This window comes from Halorussus rarus, assembly GCF_003369835.1.
Classification (GTDB): Archaea; Halobacteriota; Halobacteria; order Halobacteriales; family Haladaptataceae; genus Halorussus; species Halorussus rarus.
The window spans coordinates 53,852-69,897 of sequence record NZ_QPMJ01000003.1; the positions used below are offsets into that span (position 1 = coordinate 53,852).

The 16,046-nt window shown below is 70.5% G+C and carries 15 protein-coding genes; 14 read left to right on the forward strand and 1 reads right to left on the reverse strand.

Features of this window, described 5'->3' with window-relative positions; genetic code table 11:
* Positions 1-152 precede the first annotated feature (152 nt).
* From pdhA to DVR07_RS16460, 14 genes are all read left to right on the forward strand, one after another.
* Complete coding sequence (pdhA, locus tag DVR07_RS16395; protein WP_115798400.1) at positions 153-1,262, forward strand: pyruvate dehydrogenase (acetyl-transferring) E1 component subunit alpha; 1,110 nt, start codon at positions 153-155, stop codon at positions 1,260-1,262.
* Positions 1,263-1,264: 2 nt separating this feature from the next.
* Positions 1,265-2,266, forward strand: a complete 1,002-nt coding sequence (locus tag DVR07_RS16400; protein WP_115798401.1) for an alpha-ketoacid dehydrogenase subunit beta — start codon at positions 1,265-1,267, stop codon at positions 2,264-2,266.
* Position 2,267: 1 nt separating this feature from the next.
* Positions 2,268-3,860, forward strand: coding sequence for a 2-oxo acid dehydrogenase subunit E2 (locus DVR07_RS16405; protein WP_115798402.1), 1,593 nt, complete (start codon positions 2,268-2,270; stop codon positions 3,858-3,860).
* 244 nt (positions 3,861-4,104) lie between these two features.
* Positions 4,105-4,482, forward strand: coding sequence for a hypothetical protein (locus DVR07_RS16410; RefSeq protein ID WP_115798403.1), 378 nt, complete (start codon positions 4,105-4,107; stop codon positions 4,480-4,482).
* Between the two features lie 50 nt (positions 4,483-4,532).
* Entirely contained in the window at positions 4,533-5,750 is a 1,218-nt protein-coding gene (gene ilvA, locus DVR07_RS16415; RefSeq protein WP_115798404.1) for a threonine ammonia-lyase, read from the forward strand.
* Between the two features lie 185 nt (positions 5,751-5,935).
* Positions 5,936-6,592, forward strand: coding sequence for a lactate utilization protein (locus DVR07_RS16420; RefSeq protein WP_115798405.1), 657 nt, complete (start codon positions 5,936-5,938; stop codon positions 6,590-6,592).
* 123 nt (positions 6,593-6,715) lie between these two features.
* On the forward strand, positions 6,716-7,852 hold the full coding sequence (locus tag DVR07_RS16425) for an acyl-CoA dehydrogenase family protein (RefSeq protein WP_115798406.1): 1,137 nt from the start codon (positions 6,716-6,718) through the stop codon (positions 7,850-7,852).
* A 90-nt stretch (positions 7,853-7,942) separates the two neighbouring features.
* Positions 7,943-9,415, forward strand: a complete 1,473-nt coding sequence (gene lpdA, locus DVR07_RS16430; RefSeq protein WP_115798407.1) for a dihydrolipoyl dehydrogenase — start codon at positions 7,943-7,945, stop codon at positions 9,413-9,415.
* Between the two features lie 209 nt (positions 9,416-9,624).
* The gene (locus tag DVR07_RS16435; RefSeq protein ID WP_115798408.1) at positions 9,625-10,554 is read left to right on the forward strand and encodes a hypothetical protein; all 930 of its coding nucleotides are present in this window, start codon (positions 9,625-9,627) and stop codon (positions 10,552-10,554) included.
* Positions 10,555-10,678: 124 nt separating this feature from the next.
* Positions 10,679-10,891 carry an HVO_0649 family zinc finger protein gene (locus DVR07_RS16440; RefSeq protein WP_115798409.1) on the forward strand — a complete coding sequence of 71 codons (213 nt, stop codon included), beginning with the start codon at positions 10,679-10,681 and terminating at the stop codon, positions 10,889-10,891.
* Positions 10,892-11,017: 126 nt separating this feature from the next.
* A complete protein-coding gene (locus tag DVR07_RS16445) occupies positions 11,018-11,239 on the forward strand; it encodes a hypothetical protein (RefSeq protein WP_115798410.1) in 222 nt (73 codons plus the stop codon).
* Between the two features lie 86 nt (positions 11,240-11,325).
* Entirely contained in the window at positions 11,326-12,738 is a 1,413-nt protein-coding gene (locus tag DVR07_RS16450) for a PQQ-dependent sugar dehydrogenase (RefSeq protein ID WP_115798411.1), read from the forward strand.
* A 60-nt stretch (positions 12,739-12,798) separates the two neighbouring features.
* A complete protein-coding gene (locus tag DVR07_RS16455; protein ID WP_115798412.1) occupies positions 12,799-14,013 on the forward strand; it encodes an AI-2E family transporter in 1,215 nt (404 codons plus the stop codon).
* Complete coding sequence (locus DVR07_RS16460) at positions 14,006-14,710, forward strand: IMPACT family protein (protein WP_115798413.1); 705 nt, start codon at positions 14,006-14,008, stop codon at positions 14,708-14,710. The genes DVR07_RS16455 and DVR07_RS16460 overlap by 8 nt, the downstream gene beginning before the upstream one ends.
* Before the next feature lie 20 nt (positions 14,711-14,730).
* On the opposite strand, the gene DVR07_RS16465 is transcribed toward DVR07_RS16460, so the two are convergent.
* Positions 14,731-15,918 carry a sodium:calcium antiporter gene (locus DVR07_RS16465; RefSeq protein WP_115798414.1) on the reverse strand — a complete coding sequence of 396 codons (1,188 nt, stop codon included), beginning with the start codon at positions 15,916-15,918 and terminating at the stop codon, positions 14,731-14,733.
* Positions 15,919-16,046: the final 128 nt, after the last annotated feature.

Here is a 16,046-nt window from a genome sequence, read left to right on the forward strand (position 1 = left end):
ACGACAAAAGTTTAGAAATCGATGTTCGATTGGGTGTAAAATGGCTATTTGAGTGCCGAACCCGGGGGAGAATCGTACCTATGGAAAGTTAGTTACGAAAACCCTATATTGCGCGCGGGTGATTTAGTCGATATGTCAGGACGGGTTCGACCGTGAGCATCGTACACCGAGACCCGAAGGACCGCGTACAGGTCCTCGACGAGGACGGTACCGTGGTAGAGGGCGCGGACGTGCCCGACATCTCCGACGAGGAGATGCTGGACATGTACCGCGAGATGAAGTTGGTCCGGCACTTCGACGAGCGCGCGGTCTCGCTCAACCGGCAGGGGCGGATGGGCACCTACCCGCCGCTCGCCGGCCAGGAGGGCGCCCAGATCGGCAGCGCCCACGCGCTGGCCGCCGACGACTGGATGTTCCCGAGCTACCGGGAGCACGGCGCGGGGCTCGTCCGCGGGCTGTCGCTGGAGCAGACCCTGCTGTACTGGATGGGCCACGAGCAGGGCAACGCCATCCCCGACGACGCCAACATCTTCACCGTCGCGGTGCCCATCGCGACCCAGATCCCCCACGCGACCGGCGCGGCGTGGGCGTCGAAGCTGAAGGGCGAGCAGAAGGCGTTCCTCTGCTACTTCGGCGACGGCGCCACGTCGGAGGGCGACTTCCACGAGGGGCTGAACTTCGCCGGCGTCTTCGACACCCCCACGGTGTTCTTCTGCAACAACAACCAGTGGGCCATCTCGGTCCCGCGCGAGCGCCAGACCGCCTCGGCGACCATCGCCCAGAAGGCCCAGGCGTACGGCTTCGAGGGCGTGCAGGTCGACGGGATGGACCCGCTCGCGGTGTACAAGGCGACCAAGGACGCCGTCGAGAAGGCCAAGAACCCCGGCGAGGACGACCTCCGGCCGACGCTCATCGAGGCGGTCCAGTACCGCTACGGCGCCCACACCACGGCCGACGACCCCTCCGTGTACCGCGAGGACGAGGAGGTCGAGCGCTGGAAGCAGAAGGACCCCATCCCGCGCATGGAGAAGTTCCTGCGCAACCGGGGACTGCTCGACGAGGAGGCGGTCGCGACCGTCGAGGACGAGGTGAAAGAGCGGGTCGCCGACGCCATCGACGCGGCCGAGTCGGTCGAGCGCCCCGACCCCGAGGAGATATTCGCCCACGTCTACGCCGACATGCCCCGGCACCTCCGCGAGCAGCTCGAGGACTTCGAGGGGCTCCGCGAGCAGTACGGCGACGACGCGCTTCTGGAGGACTGACCATGAGTCAGGCAGAACAACAGCAAGAAACCGAGAACCTCACGCTGGTGCAGGCGGTTCGAGACGGACTGTACACCGAGATGCAGCGGGACGACGACGTGCTCGTGATGGGCGAGGACGTCGGCCGGAACGGCGGCGTGTTCCGCGCGACCGAGGGCCTGTTCGACGAGTTCGGCGACGACCGGGTCATCGACACCCCGCTGGCCGAGTCGGGCATCATCGGAACCGCCATCGGAATGGCGGCCTACGGGCTGAAGCCGGTGCCCGAGATCCAGTTCATGGGGTTCATCTACCCCGGCTTCGACCAGATCGTGAGCCACGCCGCCCGGCTCCGCACCCGGAGCCGCGGCCGGTTCACCTGCCCGATGGTCATCCGGGCGCCCTACGGCGGCGGCATCCGCGCCCCCGAGCACCACTCCGAGTCCACGGAGGCGTTCTTCGCCCACCAGCCGGGCCTGAAGGTCGTCATCCCCAGCACCCCGTACGACACCAAGGGGCTGCTCACGTCGGCCATCCGGGACCCCGACCCCGTGATGTTCCTCGAGCCGAAGCTCATCTACCGGGCGTTCCGCGGCGACGTGCCGACCGAGTCCTACGAGGTCCCCATCGGCGAGGCCGCCGTGCGGAAGGAAGGGTCGGACATCTCGGTGTTCACCTGGGGCGCGATGACCCGACCGACCGTCGAGGCCGCCGAGGACCTCGAGGGCGAGATCGACGTCGAGGTCGTCGACCTCCGGACCGTCTCGCCGCTCGACGAGGACGCCATCGTCGAGTCGTTCAAGAAGACCGGCCGGGCGGCGGTCGTCCACGAGGCGCCGAAGTCCGGCGGCCTCGGCGCCGAGATCACCTCCATCATCCAGGAGGAGGCGCTGCTCTACCAGGAGTCGCCGGTCGAGCGCATCACCGGGTTCGACACCCCGTTCCCGCTGTACGCGCTCGAGGACTACTACCTGCCCGAACCGGCCCGCATCAAGGAAGGCATCCGCGACGCGGTGGACTTCTAACATGGTCAGAGAGTTTAAGCTCCCCGACGTCGGCGAGGGCGTCGCCGAGGGCGAGATCGTCAGCTGGCTGGTCGAGGAGGGCGACCCGGTCTCCGAGGACCAGGCGGTCGCCGAGGTCGAGACCGACAAGGCCATCGTCGAGGTGCCCTCGCCGGTCGACGGCACGGTCCGCGAGATAATCCCCGAGGAGGGTGAGGTCGTCGCGGTCGGGTCGGTCATCATCACGTTCGACGTGGAGGGGGAGGAAGCAGAACCGACCGACGAGTCGACGACCGAATCGGCCGGGTCCGACCGGCAGCCCGAGTCGCAGGCCGAGACCGCCCAGGAGCCCGAGGTTTCGGGCGACAGCGGGGCCGAGGCCGGCGAGGTCTCGACGAGCGAGGGCCGGGTGTTCGCCGCGCCGAGCGCGCGCCGGCTCGCCCGCGAACTCGGCGTCGACCTCGCGGCGGTCGAGGGGTCGGGCCCGAGCGGCCGCGTGACCGAGTCCGACGTGCAACGGGCGGCGGATTCCGGCGGCACCGAGGAACCCGACGAGGACGCCGGCGGCCCCGAGCCGATGGACGGGTCGGGGAGCACCGGCGGTCCCGCGTCCACCGACGCGGTCGGCGTGGGTGACGGGTCGGCGCCCGGCGAAGGCGCGGGCTCGACCGGCGGAACTGCACCGGCCGGGGGCGCGCCGTCCAGCGTCGAGTCGGCCGACCGCGACCGGACGCTGGCCGCGCCCGCGACCCGGCGCGTCGCCGAGGAGCAGGGCGTCGACCTGAACGCGGTGCCCGCGTCCGAGCAGCGCGACGGCCAGGCGTTCGTCACCAGCGAGGCCGTGATGGAGTACGCCGAGGCCCAGCGGCAGGCCCAGCGCGAGCAGGCCGAGGCCGCCGCCGGAACGACCGAGGGCGAGCGGGTCGAGCGCATCGAGTACAGGGGCGTGCGCAAGACCATCGGCGACGCGATGTCGCGGTCGAAGTACACCGCGCCCCACGTCACCCACCACGACACCGCGGTCGTCGACGACCTGGTCGACACCCGCGAGCGGCTCAAGCCCGAGGCCGAGGAGCGGGGCATCCGGCTGACCTACATGCCGTTCGTGATGAAGGCGGCCGTGGCCGCGCTCAAGCAGCACCCCAAGCTGAACGCCGAACTCGACGAGGAGGCCGGCGAGATCCTCCGGAAGAACTACTACAACGTCGGCGTGGCGGCCGCGACCGACGCCGGCCTGATGGTGCCGGTCGTGGAGGACGTCGACAGAAAGGGCCTGCTCCAGATCTCCAGCGAGGTCAACGAGGTCGTCCAGAAGGCCCGCGACCGCTCGATCTCCCGGGACGAGCTCCAGGGCTCGACGTTCAGCGTCACCAACTTCGGCGCCGTCGGCGGCGAGTACGCCACGCCCATCCTCAACTACCCCGAGGCGGCCATCCTCGGCATCGGCAAGCTCGAACAGCGCCCGGTCGTCGAGGACGGGGAGGTCGTGGCGAAGCACACCCTGCCTATCTCGCTGACCATCGACCACCGCATCGTGGACGGCGCCGACGCCGCGGCGTTCGCCAACACGTTCATCGAGTACGTCGAGAACCCCGAACTCCTGCTGCTGGAGTAGGATCGGGCGGACTCTTTCGCGGGGACCGTGACGAACCCTCCGGTTCGCTTGGACCGTCGACCCATCCGGTCGCTAACGGGATTTTGCGCGGTGCGTACGTGTTGCCGACTGACCGTCCGACGCTCTGCCGTGGACCGGTGCTGTCCGGGAGGTGGCTCCAGCGGAATCAGGGTCGGTAGGATGGCGGAGGTTACGGGCGACAGCTTCCGAAACCAACTTACTCTGACGGAAGAATCGCGTCCGTATGGGACGAGAGCCCCCAGAAGCGGTGGCGACGACGTTCCTCGAGCGATTCGGTGACGGCGAGTTCGACGAGGCGGACGACCTGATCCATCCCGAGGGACCGCTGGAGGGCGCCGGTGACGCTGCGATGATTTTCTCGCTGATCCTGACCGATGTCCTCGCTACCCTCGTTCTGGGAGCAATTCCCATAGCGGTCACTGAAACGGCGATCGTCGAGGAAAGCCCGACTAAAGCAAGCGTCGAAGCGAGTCTCGACGTCGCCGGAGTGGCCGAAATCGATGCGCTCGTCGAGTTACGCCCCTGCGACGACGATGAACGCGACCTCGGCGACGGGAGACGCGACGGTTGGTGCGTCTGGAGCGTCGATACCGACCTGTGAGAGCCGTCTCGCTGATAAACTACTATACACCTCCTCGCTTACTGGCAAATATGGCCGAAGTCACGCTCCGCGACGTCGAGGCCGCCCGGGCGGCGTTCGACGACGCGGTGGTCCAGGAGACCGGCATCGACCGGAGTCGGTCGCTGAGCGAACTGACCGGCGCCGAGGTCCACCTCAAGATGGAGCACCTCCAGCGCACGGGGTCGTTCAAGACCCGGGGTGCGTTCAACAAGCTCCGGCAGCTCGACGGGCGCGGCGACGTCGACCGGGTCGTGGCCGCGAGCGCGGGCAACCACGCCCAGGGCGTCGCGCTGGCCGCGACGAACGTCGGCATCGACTCGACCATCGTGATGCCCGAGAACGCGCCCCAGGCGAAGGTCGAGGCCACCCGCGAGTACGGCGCGGACGTCGAGCTGCGCGGCGAGGACTTCCGGGCCGCGATGGAGTACGCCGAGTCGCTGACCGAGGCCGCGGGCACCGAGTTCGTCCACGCCTACGACGACCCGGCCATCGTCGCGGGCCAGGGCACCATCGGGATCGAGATCCACGAACAGCTACCGGAGGTCGACACCGTGGTCGTCCCCATCGGCGGGGGCGGGCTCGTCGGCGGCATCGGCGCCGCGCTGGCCGAACTCGACCCCGACGTCCGGGTCGTCGGCGTCCAGGCCGAGCGGGCCGCCACGGTGCCCGATAGCCTGGAGAAGGGACTGCCGACGACAATCGACTCCCCGGAGACCATCGCCGACGGCATCGCGACGGGGAGCGTCTCGGAGCTGACGCTCGGGCTCATCGACGCGCACGTCGACGAGGTGGTGACCGTCTCCGACGACGAGATCGCCCGCGCGGAGCTGCTGCTGCTGGAGCGGGCCAAGCAGCTGGTCGAGGCGGCGGGCGCTTCCTCCGTGGCCGCGGTGCTCTCCGACGACCTCGACGCGGCGGGCGAGACGGTCGTCCCGGTGCTGTCGGGCGGCAACATCGACATCTCGATGCTCCAGACCGTGCTCACCCAGGCGCTGACCGAGCGGAGCCAGCTGCTCCGGCTCCGGGTCCGCATCGACGACCAGCCCGGCGAGATGACGACGCTGTCGGGCATCATCGCCGACACCGGCGCGAACATCCGGACGGTCCGCCACGACCGCGCGGTCGACGACCTGCGCGTCGGCGAGGCCTACCTCGTGTTCCAGGTCGTGACCAGCGGCCGCGGCCACGCCGAGAACATCATCGAGCGGGTCAGGGACGCCGGCTACGAGGTCGAGCGGGTGGCGTAGCCGGGCCGACGTCTCTGCCGCGCGACACGACGGTGACGCCCGCGTCACCCGCCGACACCGACGCCGTCGGGCGACGTCGGCGTCCGCGAGCGCTTATGGGGGCGCCGCGAATACACCCGGACGAGACGCGGCGCGCGCCGGTCCCGTCTCACGTCCGAGCCGCCGACGCGCCGCGACCGACACCCATGCAACACGACAAAGCAGCCTTCGCCGCCGACGTCGAATACGACGAATCGCTCGACGACCTCCCGACCGACGCCGAACTCGAGGAGACCGTCTCGAACCTCGAGGACCGCGGCTTCGAGGTCGTCGTGGTCGACACCGCCGAGGACGCGCTCGCCGAGGTCAAATCCCGGATTCCGGCGGACGCGTCGGTGATGAACGGCCACTCCACCACGCTGGAGGAGATCGGCTTCACCGAGTACCTGAGCGAGGGCGACCACGACTGGGAGAACCTCCACGCCGAGATCTTCGCCATCGACGACGACGCCGAGCGCGCCCGGGCGCGCCGCGAGGCCCAGACCGCCGACTACTTCCTGGGCGGCGTCAACGCCATCGCGCAGTCGGGCGAACTCGTCGCGGCCGACGCCTCGGGCAGTCGGGTCGGCGCGTACCCCTTCGCGGCCGGGAACCTGCTGCTGGTCAGCGGGACCAACAAGGTGGTCGCGGACCTCGACGCCGCGCTCGACCGCGTCGAGAACGTCGCCTACCCGCTCGAGGACGCCCGGGCCCAGGAGGTGTACGGCGCGGGCAGCGCGGTCGCCAAGCAGCTCATCTACCGGTACGAGAACGACGAGGGCCGGACGACCGTCGTGCTCGTCCGCGACGAGTTCGGCTACTGAGGCCGGATTCCGGTACACGCTCCGTTTTCCCCTCTCCTCCCGCTCCGTTTCCGCACCGTCACGCGAAGCTCGGTTTCTATCGGTAGGCTAACTAATAAGTCGCCCTCCCGCGTGGGGTCTCGTATGGACTTCGAGCTCACCCCGTCCCAGCGAGCGCTCCAGGCGGACGTCCGCGAGTTCGTCGACGCCGAAATCCGCCCGCGCGCCATCGAACTCGACCGCGACGAGGAGTACCCCGGCGACGCGCTGTCCGAACTCGGCGACCGCGGCTACGCCGGCATCACGCTCCCCGAGGCGTACGGCGGCCGCGGCGAGGGGCTGGTCGAACTCGCGGTCCTCACCGAGGAGCTCGCGGCGGGGATGATGACCGTCGCCAGCGCGTTCGCGCTCAACCTCGGCGTCGCGACCGTCATCGAGCGGTTCGGCACCGAGGCCCAGAAGGAGCGATACCTCCCGGAGATGGCGAGCTACGACACCGTGGGCGCGCTCGGCCTCAGCGAGGCGAACGCCGGCGCGAACAAGCTGGAGATGGAGACCTCTGCTGAAAGGCAAGGCGACGAGTGGGTCGTCGACGGCCACAAGCAGTGGGTCACCAACTTCGAGCGCGCCGACGTCGTCCTCACCTACGCGAAGACCGGTCCCGACGCCGACGCGCCCCACAACATCAGCGCGTTCCTCGTCCCGACCGAGGAGTTCGAGGTCGAGGAGGTCTGGGAGACGCTGGGCGCGCGCAACGTGAAGTCGCCGCGGGTCAGCCTCGACGCGGTCCGCGTGCCCGACGAGAACATGGTCGGCGAGGAGGGCGAAGGGTACGTCCAGCGCGGCGAGGTCCACACCGGCGTGAACGTCCCGGCCCGCGGGGTCGGCATCGCCCGGGCCGCGCTCGAAGACACCGTCGCGTACACCAGCGACCGCGAGCAGTTCGACCAGCCCGTCGGCGACTTCCAGGGCGTCCGGTGGGACGTCGCGAAGATGGCCGAGCGCGCCGACGCCGCCCGACTGCTGACCCTCCGGGCCGCCGACCGGGCCGACCGGGGCGCGGACCCGACCCGCGAGATGGCGATGGCGAAGGTCCGCGCGACCGAGGCCGCGGTCGAGAACGCCAACGACGCGATGCAGCTCCACGGCGGCAAGGGGTACACCACCGAGCACCACGTCGAGCGCTACCTCCGGGACGCCCGGCTGCTGACCATCGCCGGCGGGCCGAACGAACTCCACAAGAACAAGCTGGCCGACGCGGTGTACGCGGAGTTCGAGTGAAACTCGTCGAGCACGAGTGACACGTTACCACGCGGAGCTCGCCGCAAAATCCACCTGATTTTTCACCCGCAAGCCCGACGTACTGACCATATGGTCGTCGGAGACATCTCGACCGGGACGGACGTGCTCGTAATCGGCGCGGGACCGGGCGGCTACGTCGCCGCCATCCGCGCGGGCCAGCTCGACCTCGACGTGACGCTGGTCGAGAAGGACGCCTACGGCGGGACCTGCCTCAACTACGGCTGCATCCCCTCGAAGGCGATGATCACCGCGTCGGACCTCGCCCACGAGGCGGGCCACGCCGAGGAGATGGGCATCTACGCCGACCCCGAGGTCGAGATGGGCGAGATGGTCGGCTGGAAGGACGGCGTGGTCGACCAGCTCACCGGGGGCGTCGAGAAGCTCTGCAAGGCCAACGGCGTCGAGCTGATGGAGGGCCGCGCGGAGTTCGCCGACGAGAAGAAGGCCCGCGTGGTCCACGGCGGCGAGGGCCAGGGCTCGGAGACCGTCGAGTTCGAGCAGGCCATCGTTTCGACTGGAAGTCGGCCCATCGAGGTGCCCGGCTTCGACTTCGGCGACGAGCCGGTGCTCGACTCCCGGCAGGCGCTCGCGCTCGACGAGATTCCCGAGAGCCTCGTCATCGTCGGCGCGGGCTACATCGGGATGGAGCTGGCGGGCGTGTTCGCCAAGCTCGGCACCGACGTCACCGTCGTCGAGATGCTCGACTCCGTGCTGCCGGGCTACGAGGACGACCTCGCCCGCCCGGTCAAGAAGAAGGCCGAGGAGCTCGGCATCGACTTCCACTTCGGCGAGGCCGCCAGCGACTGGGAGGAGTCGGGCGACGGCATCACCGTCCGGACCGAGAGCGTGGACCGCGAGGCGCAAAGCGCCTCGGACAGCGCGAACGGCGAAGCCGTGAGCGGCGACGTCTCGGAGTTCGGCGCCGAGAAGGTCCTCGTGGCGGTCGGCCGCGAGCCCGTCACCGACACCCTCGAACTCGACAACGCCGGCGTCGAGACCGACGAGAACGGCTTCATCCCGACCGACGACCGCGCGCGCACAGAGGTCGAGCACATCTACGCCATCGGCGACGTGGCCGGCGAACCCATGCTCGCCCACAAGGCCAGCAAGGAGGGCCAGGTCGCCGCGGAGGTCATCGCGGGCGAGCCCGCGGCGCTGGACTACCAGGCGGTCCCCGCCGCCGTCTTCACCGACCCCGAAATCGGCACGGTGGGCCTGACTGAGGAGGAGGCCGAGGCGGACGGCTTCGAGCCGGTAGTCGGCAAGTTCCCGTTCAACGCCTCGGGCCGGGCGCTCACCACGGGCCACGCCGACGGCTTCGTCCGGGTCGTCGCCGACGAGCCCAGCGGCTTCCTGCTGGGCGCCCAGATCGTCGGCCCGGAGGCCTCCGAACTCGTCGCGGAGCTCGGCCTCGCCATCGAGATGGGCGCGACCCTGGAGGACGTCGCGGCCACCATCCACACCCACCCGACGCTCTCGGAGGCCGTGATGGAGGCCGCCGAGAACGCGCTGGGCCACGCCATCCACACGCTGAACCGCTGAGTCCGCGCTCCTTCCTGGCCGGTGTTCCCGCGCCCCGATGGACCGCCCCGACTGCGTCGAGCCGAGCGGCCCGAGGCGGTCCGGCGCTCGACCGGCGGACGTTCTACCCCTCGTCACGGCCCGTTCGGCCGTTCGTGGCCACTCTTCCGCCCCTTTTCCGCCCGAAAGGAATATAACACGCTCGACGGAACCGACGTATCAACGGACGCATGAATCGCCGAACCCTCCTCCGACGCGGCGTCGCGGCGGCCGGCGTCGTCGGCACGGCAGGCTGTCTCGAGCGGGTCCCCCTGCTGTCGTCCGAGAACTCGGTGACGGTCCCGGACGCCGGGGACCCCACCTATCGCCGGTGGCTCCCCGGCACCGACGGGCTCGAATCGGTGGACGGCTACACCGTCCGGTACGAGTCGGTCGCGGACCTGCGGGGGGCACCCCGCATCGAGGCCGACCGGGACCTCCGGCGGTGGCTCGTCGCGGGCCGACTCGACCGCCTGCGGAAGCGCTGGGACGACTTCGGTATCGGGGTCGAGGACGTGGAAGACGTCGTCAGACTCGACGGGGCGGCCGACTACGCCGACCCGTCGCCCCGGGCGGACGTGGTCCGGGGCTCGTTCGACCCCGAGGCCGTCGGCGAGACGCTCGCCGAGAGCGACTTCGACCGGAGCGGGACGTACCGCGGATTTCGGGTCTTCCGACGGGGGTCGCCGCCCCGAGCGACCGGCGTCGGCGAGGGCGGCGTCGTCCACGTGCGGGCCGAAGCCCCGGAGGGGTTCCTGCGGCGCATCGCGGACGCGAGACGCGGCGAGGCGCCGCGACGTCACGAGACCGACGCCGACTTCGGGCGACTGGTCGAGGGGGTCGGCCAGCCCGCCGTCGGGGCGGTCTCGCGTCGCGCGGGCGCGTCGGAGCCGAATCCCGACGCGCTCCTGTTCGAGGGCGGCGTCGGCGTCGGCAAGGCGTGGTTCGTCGGGGACGCGGCCGTCTACGCCCGCTTCGTTCTCCCGTTCGGCTCCGAATCGGCGGCGGAGACCGACCCGGTGCGCGAGGCGATGACCGACGACGACCGGTTCGACGGCGTCGAGGTCTCCCGCACCGGCCGCGCCGTCTTCGCGGACGCGAGGATCGATCTCGATTCGTGAGGCGGTCCCGGCGTTCCCGGCTCCGTCGGTAGCGAGCGGAGAACTCCCGTCGAGTCCCGCCGGCATCGGGCCATTCAGGCAACCCTAGCGAACTATTATGTTGTTTGATACCGTATCACACGATATGCCCGACCGCAGTACAACCGGCGGCCTGTCTCCCTTCGAGCGGCTCCGATCGCGCTACGAGGACGAGGATCTGGTCTGTCCGAAGTGCGGCTACGACGACGCCGACGGGCGGTGGCTCGCCGCGACCGCGGGCGACCGCGTCCAGTACCGCCACCTCTGTCCGAGCTGCGGTTACGTCCGGCGTCGGACGTTCCGGTTCGGCGGGGAGTGACGCCCGCGAACTGATCGCTTCGCCCGCAGTGCCGCCGCCATCGGGCGAATAGGTCGCCCGCCGACCCCTCGGTTTCGGGTCCGCGACGGAACAGATTTATGTTGCGATGGTTGCTCGGTCGGAGGTATGGGACTGTCTGGCCCCGAGGGGTCCTCGGAGAACGAACACGGCTGGGAGGTCGTCGAGAACATCGACGTCGACGAGCCCGGCGCCGCGGCGAAGAACACCATCTACCGCTGGGTCGACACCGAGGCCGGCGTTGTGCTGTACTACTTCACCGGCGCCGAGAAGGGCGGGCTGACCGCGGTCCCGCTGGGCCAGACCGACCTGGCGTCCGGCGAGGAGTGACGCGGGGCGCAGGACGCGACCGTCGCCGCTCCGGCCGGTCGGGGCCGGCGCGCAGCTATTTCCGTCTGGCCGTCTAGCCGACTCTCATGGATTTCGATTCGGAGCGACGACGCTTCCTCGCGGCGGCGGCCGCGACCGGTGCGATGGGGCTGGCCGGGTGTGCGGGCTCTGACGGAGCGCCGGAAGACCGGACCGAGACGACCGACTCCGGCGCTCCGTCCGAACCGGGGGCGACCGAGACGACCGCTGCGGGCCCGCAGCTCCCCGACGCGGTCGGGCTCGAGACGCTGGCGACGGGGTTCGAAGTCCCGCTCGACGTGGCGTTCGCGCCCGACGCCGACCGGCGGTACGTCGCCGACCAGCCGGGTCGGGTGTTCGTCCACGATCCCGACGGGCTGCGCGACGAGCCGTTCCTCGACCTGCGCGAGACGGTCGTCACCGGGTACGAGATGGGGCTGCTCGGCCTCGCGCTCCACCCGGAGTTCGCCCAGAACCGCCGGACGTTCGTCCGGTACAGCGCCCCGCCGCGGGAGGGGACGCCCGACGGCTACAGCCACACGTTCGTGCTCGCGGAGTTCGAAGCGACCGACGACGGCACGGCGGTCCGCCCCGACTCCGAGCGGACGATCCTGGAGATTCCGGAGCCCCAGTCCAACCACAACGCCGGGTCCATCGTCTTCGGTCCGGAGGGGTACCTCTACGTCGGCGTCGGCGACGGCGGCGGGGGCGGCGACCAGGGCACCGGCCACGTCGGCGACTGGTACGACGAGGTCGACGGCGGCAACGGGCAGGACGTCACCGAGAACCTGCTCGGGAGCGTCCTGCGCATCGACGTGGACAGCGAGTCGCCGGAGGCGACTCGGACGGGAGGCGGTGGAACCGCCGACGGCGAGCCTTCCGGGGACCGCAACTACGCCGTTCCCGACGACAACCCGTTCGCGGGCGGCGGCGCGGGACTGCCCGAGCACTACGCCTGGGGCTTCCGGAACCCCTGGCGGATGGCGTTCGACCGCGGGCGCCTCCTGGTGGCCGACGTGGGCCAGAGCGCCTACGAGGAGGTGAACCTGGTCGAGCGCGGCGGCAACTACGGCTGGAACGTCCGGGAGGGCGCCCACTGCTTCTCGGCCGACGAGTGCCCGGACAGCACGCCCGACGACGTCCGGGGCGGCGAACTGCTGGTCGACCCCGTCGTCGAGTACCCCCACTCGGGAGACGGGGTCACCGGCGAATCGGTCATCGGCGGCAACGCCTACCGGGGGTCGGCGCTGCCGGGCCTGACCGGCGCGTACGTCTTCGCCGATTTGGCGGCCGAGGGGCAACTGTTGGCCGCGACGCCCGCCGACGAGGGGCTCTGGCCCATCAGCGTCGTGGAGGTGGCCGGCGACGACGCCGGGAAGGTCGGTCGCGTCTACTCGTTCGGCCGCGACGCCGACGGCGAACTCTACGTCCTCGCGAACGGCGAGGACGGCGGCGGCCTCCACCGCATCGTGCCGGCCTGACGACCCGTCTCGCGCGGCTCGGCCCGCGGGACTTTACCCCGCCAGTGTCAATACGAGGATATGGTCGGACTGCCGGACGAGCGCGAGCGCCTCGCGTGGTGGGGCTTCACCCTGCTGGTCGCGGCCGTGTTCGCGTTCACCCTCTGGGCGTTCGTCGGGACCGTGGTGCTCGGCGTGTTCATCTACTACGGGACGCGCCCGCTCTACCGCCGGCTCCGGACCGAGTTCACGTCGGACCACGCCGCCGACCTCACCCTCCTCATCGTGCTCGTCCCGGTGTTCGCGCTGGTCGGGTACACCGTCCTCGTCGGCCTCGACCAGTTGAGCCAGTTGACCGGGACCTACCCGGCGGTGTTTCGCGGCGAGATTTCGGAGTCGCCCGAGGAGGCGACGGGGGCGATCACGAACGCCACCGGCGTGCTCGGTTCCGGGTCCGGAGCCGGCGGGATGGGCGAGGCGTTCTCGACGGCCGTCGGGGTCCTGGGCGCCCTGACCGGCGGCCTGGCCCACCTCGTGCTCTCGTTCCTGCTGGCGTTCACGCTGCTGCGCGAGGACGACCGCATCGCGGCGTGGTTCACCGACCAGTTCGCCCCCGAGGGGTCGGCGGCCTACGCCTACGCGGTGTCCGTCGACGAGGACCTCCACACGGTGTACGTCGGCAACGTCCTGACGGTGTTCGCGGTCATCGTGCTGGGTCTGCTCGTGTACAACGGCCTCGACGTGTTCTCGCCGTCGACCATCGGCGTGCCCGTCCCGACGCTGCTCGCGCTGCTGACGGGGCTGGCGACGCTCGTGCCCCTCGTGGTCGGGAAGATAGTCTACGTCCCGGTCGGACTGTACCTCGCCTATCTGGCCGCCACCGGCCCCGGACCGCTCTGGTTCCCGGCGGCGTTCTTCCTCGCCTGCTTCGTCCTGCTCGACCTCCTGCCGGTCGCGGTCCTGCGGCCCTACATCGCCGGTCGGAACATCCACGGCGGGCTGATGATCTTCGCCTACATCGGCGGCACGATGCTGTTCGGCTGGTACGGGCTGTTCCTCGGCCCGCTGCTGGTCGTGGTCGGCGTCCACCTCGCCCGCATCGTGCTCCCGGCGCTGGTCCACGGCGACGCGGTCACCGGCGAGGTGCTGACCGCCGAGTCGCTCGGCACCGACCCGTCCTCGATAGTCGAGAGCCCCGCGACCGACGCCCCGGACGCGGACCCGACCGCCGACGAGCGGACGACCGACGGAGGGAAGGCCGACGAGCCCGAATCCCGGCACGAGACCGATGGGTGAGGACGCCGACCGGGACGACGATGCGGACGCCTTCCGGACGCCGGCGGGCCGCGGCCGGGCCGCCTTCGAGATCCGCGGCTCGGAGTTCGTCGGCCACCTCGGGCCCGCGGCCGACCGCGAGGCCGCCGAGGCGTTCGTCGCCGATGTCCGAAGCGAGCACGCCGACGCGACCCACAACGTGCCGGCCTACCGGGTCCGGGAGTCGGGCGGCCGGTCACAGGCGTCCGGCGACCGGTCGCGGAGCCGCGACTCCGGCGCCGGCCTGCTCCGGGAGTACGGCGACGACGACGGCGAGCCCTCCGGGTCGGCGGGCAAGCCCGCACTCAACGTCCTCCAGCGCGAGAGCGTCGAGAACGTCGTCGCGGTCGTGACCCGGTACTACGGCGGGACGAACCTCGGCGTGGGCGGCCTGGCGCGGGCCTACTCCCGGGCGGTCAAGGCGGCCCTGGACGACGCCGGCGTCGTCGAGCGGCGGCCCCGCGAGCGGTTCGACGTCGCGGTCGACTACGACGACTCGGGGACGGTCCGGGGGATTCTGGAGAGCGCGGGCGGCGAGGACGGCGTCGAGTTCGACGCCGACTACGCCGAACGCGTCGCGTTCGCGGTCCGGGCGCCGGTCGACCACGCTGCCGCGGTCCGCGACCGCATCCGGAGCGCGACGAGCGGCCGGGCCGACATCGACGCCGACGCGGAGTGACCGTGGAAAGTCCCGTCTCCTCAGCCGCCCAGCGGCACGCCGCCGAAGACGACCAGCGCGACCACCCAGTAGGCGACGTAGAGGCCGCCGAGCAGGTAGCCGTGCCACCGCTTCAGCCGACCCTGGTGGAAGAAGTACGCCGCGAGCGCGGTCACGACGACGACCGCCGGCAGGTGGAACGTCAGCACCGACGACGAGACGGTGACCTCGCTCAGCAGCATGATGACGCCGACGTTGCCGGTCACCGAGAAGAGCACGCTCCCGATGACGTTGCCGACGCCGATCTCGGGGACGCCCCGCCGAACCGGTTCGAGCGTGAGCAGCAGGTCCTCGAAGGTCAGGATGGCGGTCAGCACGGTCGCGCCGAAGACGGTCTCGTCGATGCCGAACCCCTCGACGACGACCCCCGACCCGGCCTCGAGCAGCATCGACGCCAGGACGATGCCGACCAGCGAGAGGACGGCGAGTCCGACCCACACGAATCCGGACCCGGACCGCCCGGCGATCAGGCGGTCCTCCGGGATGTCGGAGAGCGAGGCTGGGACGGCGGTTCCGCCGTCCGCCTGTATCGACTCGCCGAGCTCGGTGTTCCGGAAGACGGGGGTCTCGCGCCGGTACTCCCGGACGAGGAAGTAGCCGAACATCAGGACGAACGACCCGACCAGCAGGACGCCGTGGACGAGCGTCAGCGTCCGCGTGAGGACGAACGGGACCAGCAGCAGCGGCCCGAGCGCGAAGAGCGCGACGTAGTCGGTCGGCAGGTCCACCGGGAACGGCTCGACGATCGCGGCGAGCGCGAGCGTGATGCCGACGATGGCGAGCCCGGTCCCCAGCGCCGTCCCGAGCGCGGCCCCCTCGAGGCCGCCCGACGAGAGGACGAGCGCCAGCACCGTGTCGTCGAACTCGAACCCCGTGAAGACGATCGCGAGCGCGAACAGCGACATCTGCAGGCCGAACGCGGCCCGCGTGAGGTAGCTGATGAGCTTCTCGACGCAGAACGTCATCAGGGCCGCACCGCCCAGGAGGACGAGCACCGCCCCGACCAGACCCTGGCTCTCGACGAACCCCTCCAACGCGCCTTCGATACCGCCTTCTTCACCCTCTTCGCCCGATTCTCCCGCCTCCTGGGCGAGCGCCGGCGCGACCGCCACCCCCGCGACGAGCGACGCCACCAGCACGACGCCGAGTACCCTCCCCACCCGTGACATGGGTCCGAATCACGGCGTCGTCGTACATGTATCCTGTACTCCGCATAGCCGAGTCCGTTGAACGAACCTACACGCGCCGACCTCTCCCGTCAGGACGATGCGCTCGTCCCCTCGAGAGACGACGCCCC

Excerpts from the sequence above, each read along its gene's own strand:
- DVR07_RS16460 (WP_115798413.1), top strand. The coding sequence starts at position 14,006 with ATGGGTGAGGACGCCGACCGGGACGACGATGCGGACGCCTTCCGGACG.
- DVR07_RS16400 (WP_115798401.1), top strand. The coding sequence starts at position 1,265 with ATGAGTCAGGCAGAACAACAGCAAGAAACCGAGAACCTCACGCTGGTG.
- ilvA (WP_115798404.1), top strand. The coding sequence starts at position 4,533 with ATGGCCGAAGTCACGCTCCGCGACGTCGAGGCCGCCCGGGCGGCGTTC.
- DVR07_RS16405 (WP_115798402.1), top strand. The coding sequence starts at position 2,268 with ATGGTCAGAGAGTTTAAGCTCCCCGACGTCGGCGAGGGCGTCGCCGAG.
- DVR07_RS16435 (WP_115798408.1), top strand. The coding sequence starts at position 9,625 with ATGAATCGCCGAACCCTCCTCCGACGCGGCGTCGCGGCGGCCGGCGTC.
- DVR07_RS16440 (WP_115798409.1), top strand. The coding sequence starts at position 10,679 with ATGCCCGACCGCAGTACAACCGGCGGCCTGTCTCCCTTCGAGCGGCTC.
- DVR07_RS16465 (WP_115798414.1), bottom strand. The coding sequence starts at position 15,918 with ATGTCACGGGTGGGGAGGGTACTCGGCGTCGTGCTGGTGGCGTCGCTC.
- DVR07_RS16455 (WP_115798412.1), top strand. The coding sequence starts at position 12,799 with ATGGTCGGACTGCCGGACGAGCGCGAGCGCCTCGCGTGGTGGGGCTTC.
- DVR07_RS16410 (WP_115798403.1), top strand. The coding sequence starts at position 4,105 with ATGGGACGAGAGCCCCCAGAAGCGGTGGCGACGACGTTCCTCGAGCGA.
- DVR07_RS16425 (WP_115798406.1), top strand. The coding sequence starts at position 6,716 with ATGGACTTCGAGCTCACCCCGTCCCAGCGAGCGCTCCAGGCGGACGTC.
- DVR07_RS16420 (WP_115798405.1), top strand. The coding sequence starts at position 5,936 with ATGCAACACGACAAAGCAGCCTTCGCCGCCGACGTCGAATACGACGAA.
- lpdA (WP_115798407.1), top strand. The coding sequence starts at position 7,943 with ATGGTCGTCGGAGACATCTCGACCGGGACGGACGTGCTCGTAATCGGC.
- DVR07_RS16450 (WP_115798411.1), top strand. The coding sequence starts at position 11,326 with ATGGATTTCGATTCGGAGCGACGACGCTTCCTCGCGGCGGCGGCCGCG.
- DVR07_RS16445 (WP_115798410.1), top strand. The coding sequence starts at position 11,018 with ATGGGACTGTCTGGCCCCGAGGGGTCCTCGGAGAACGAACACGGCTGG.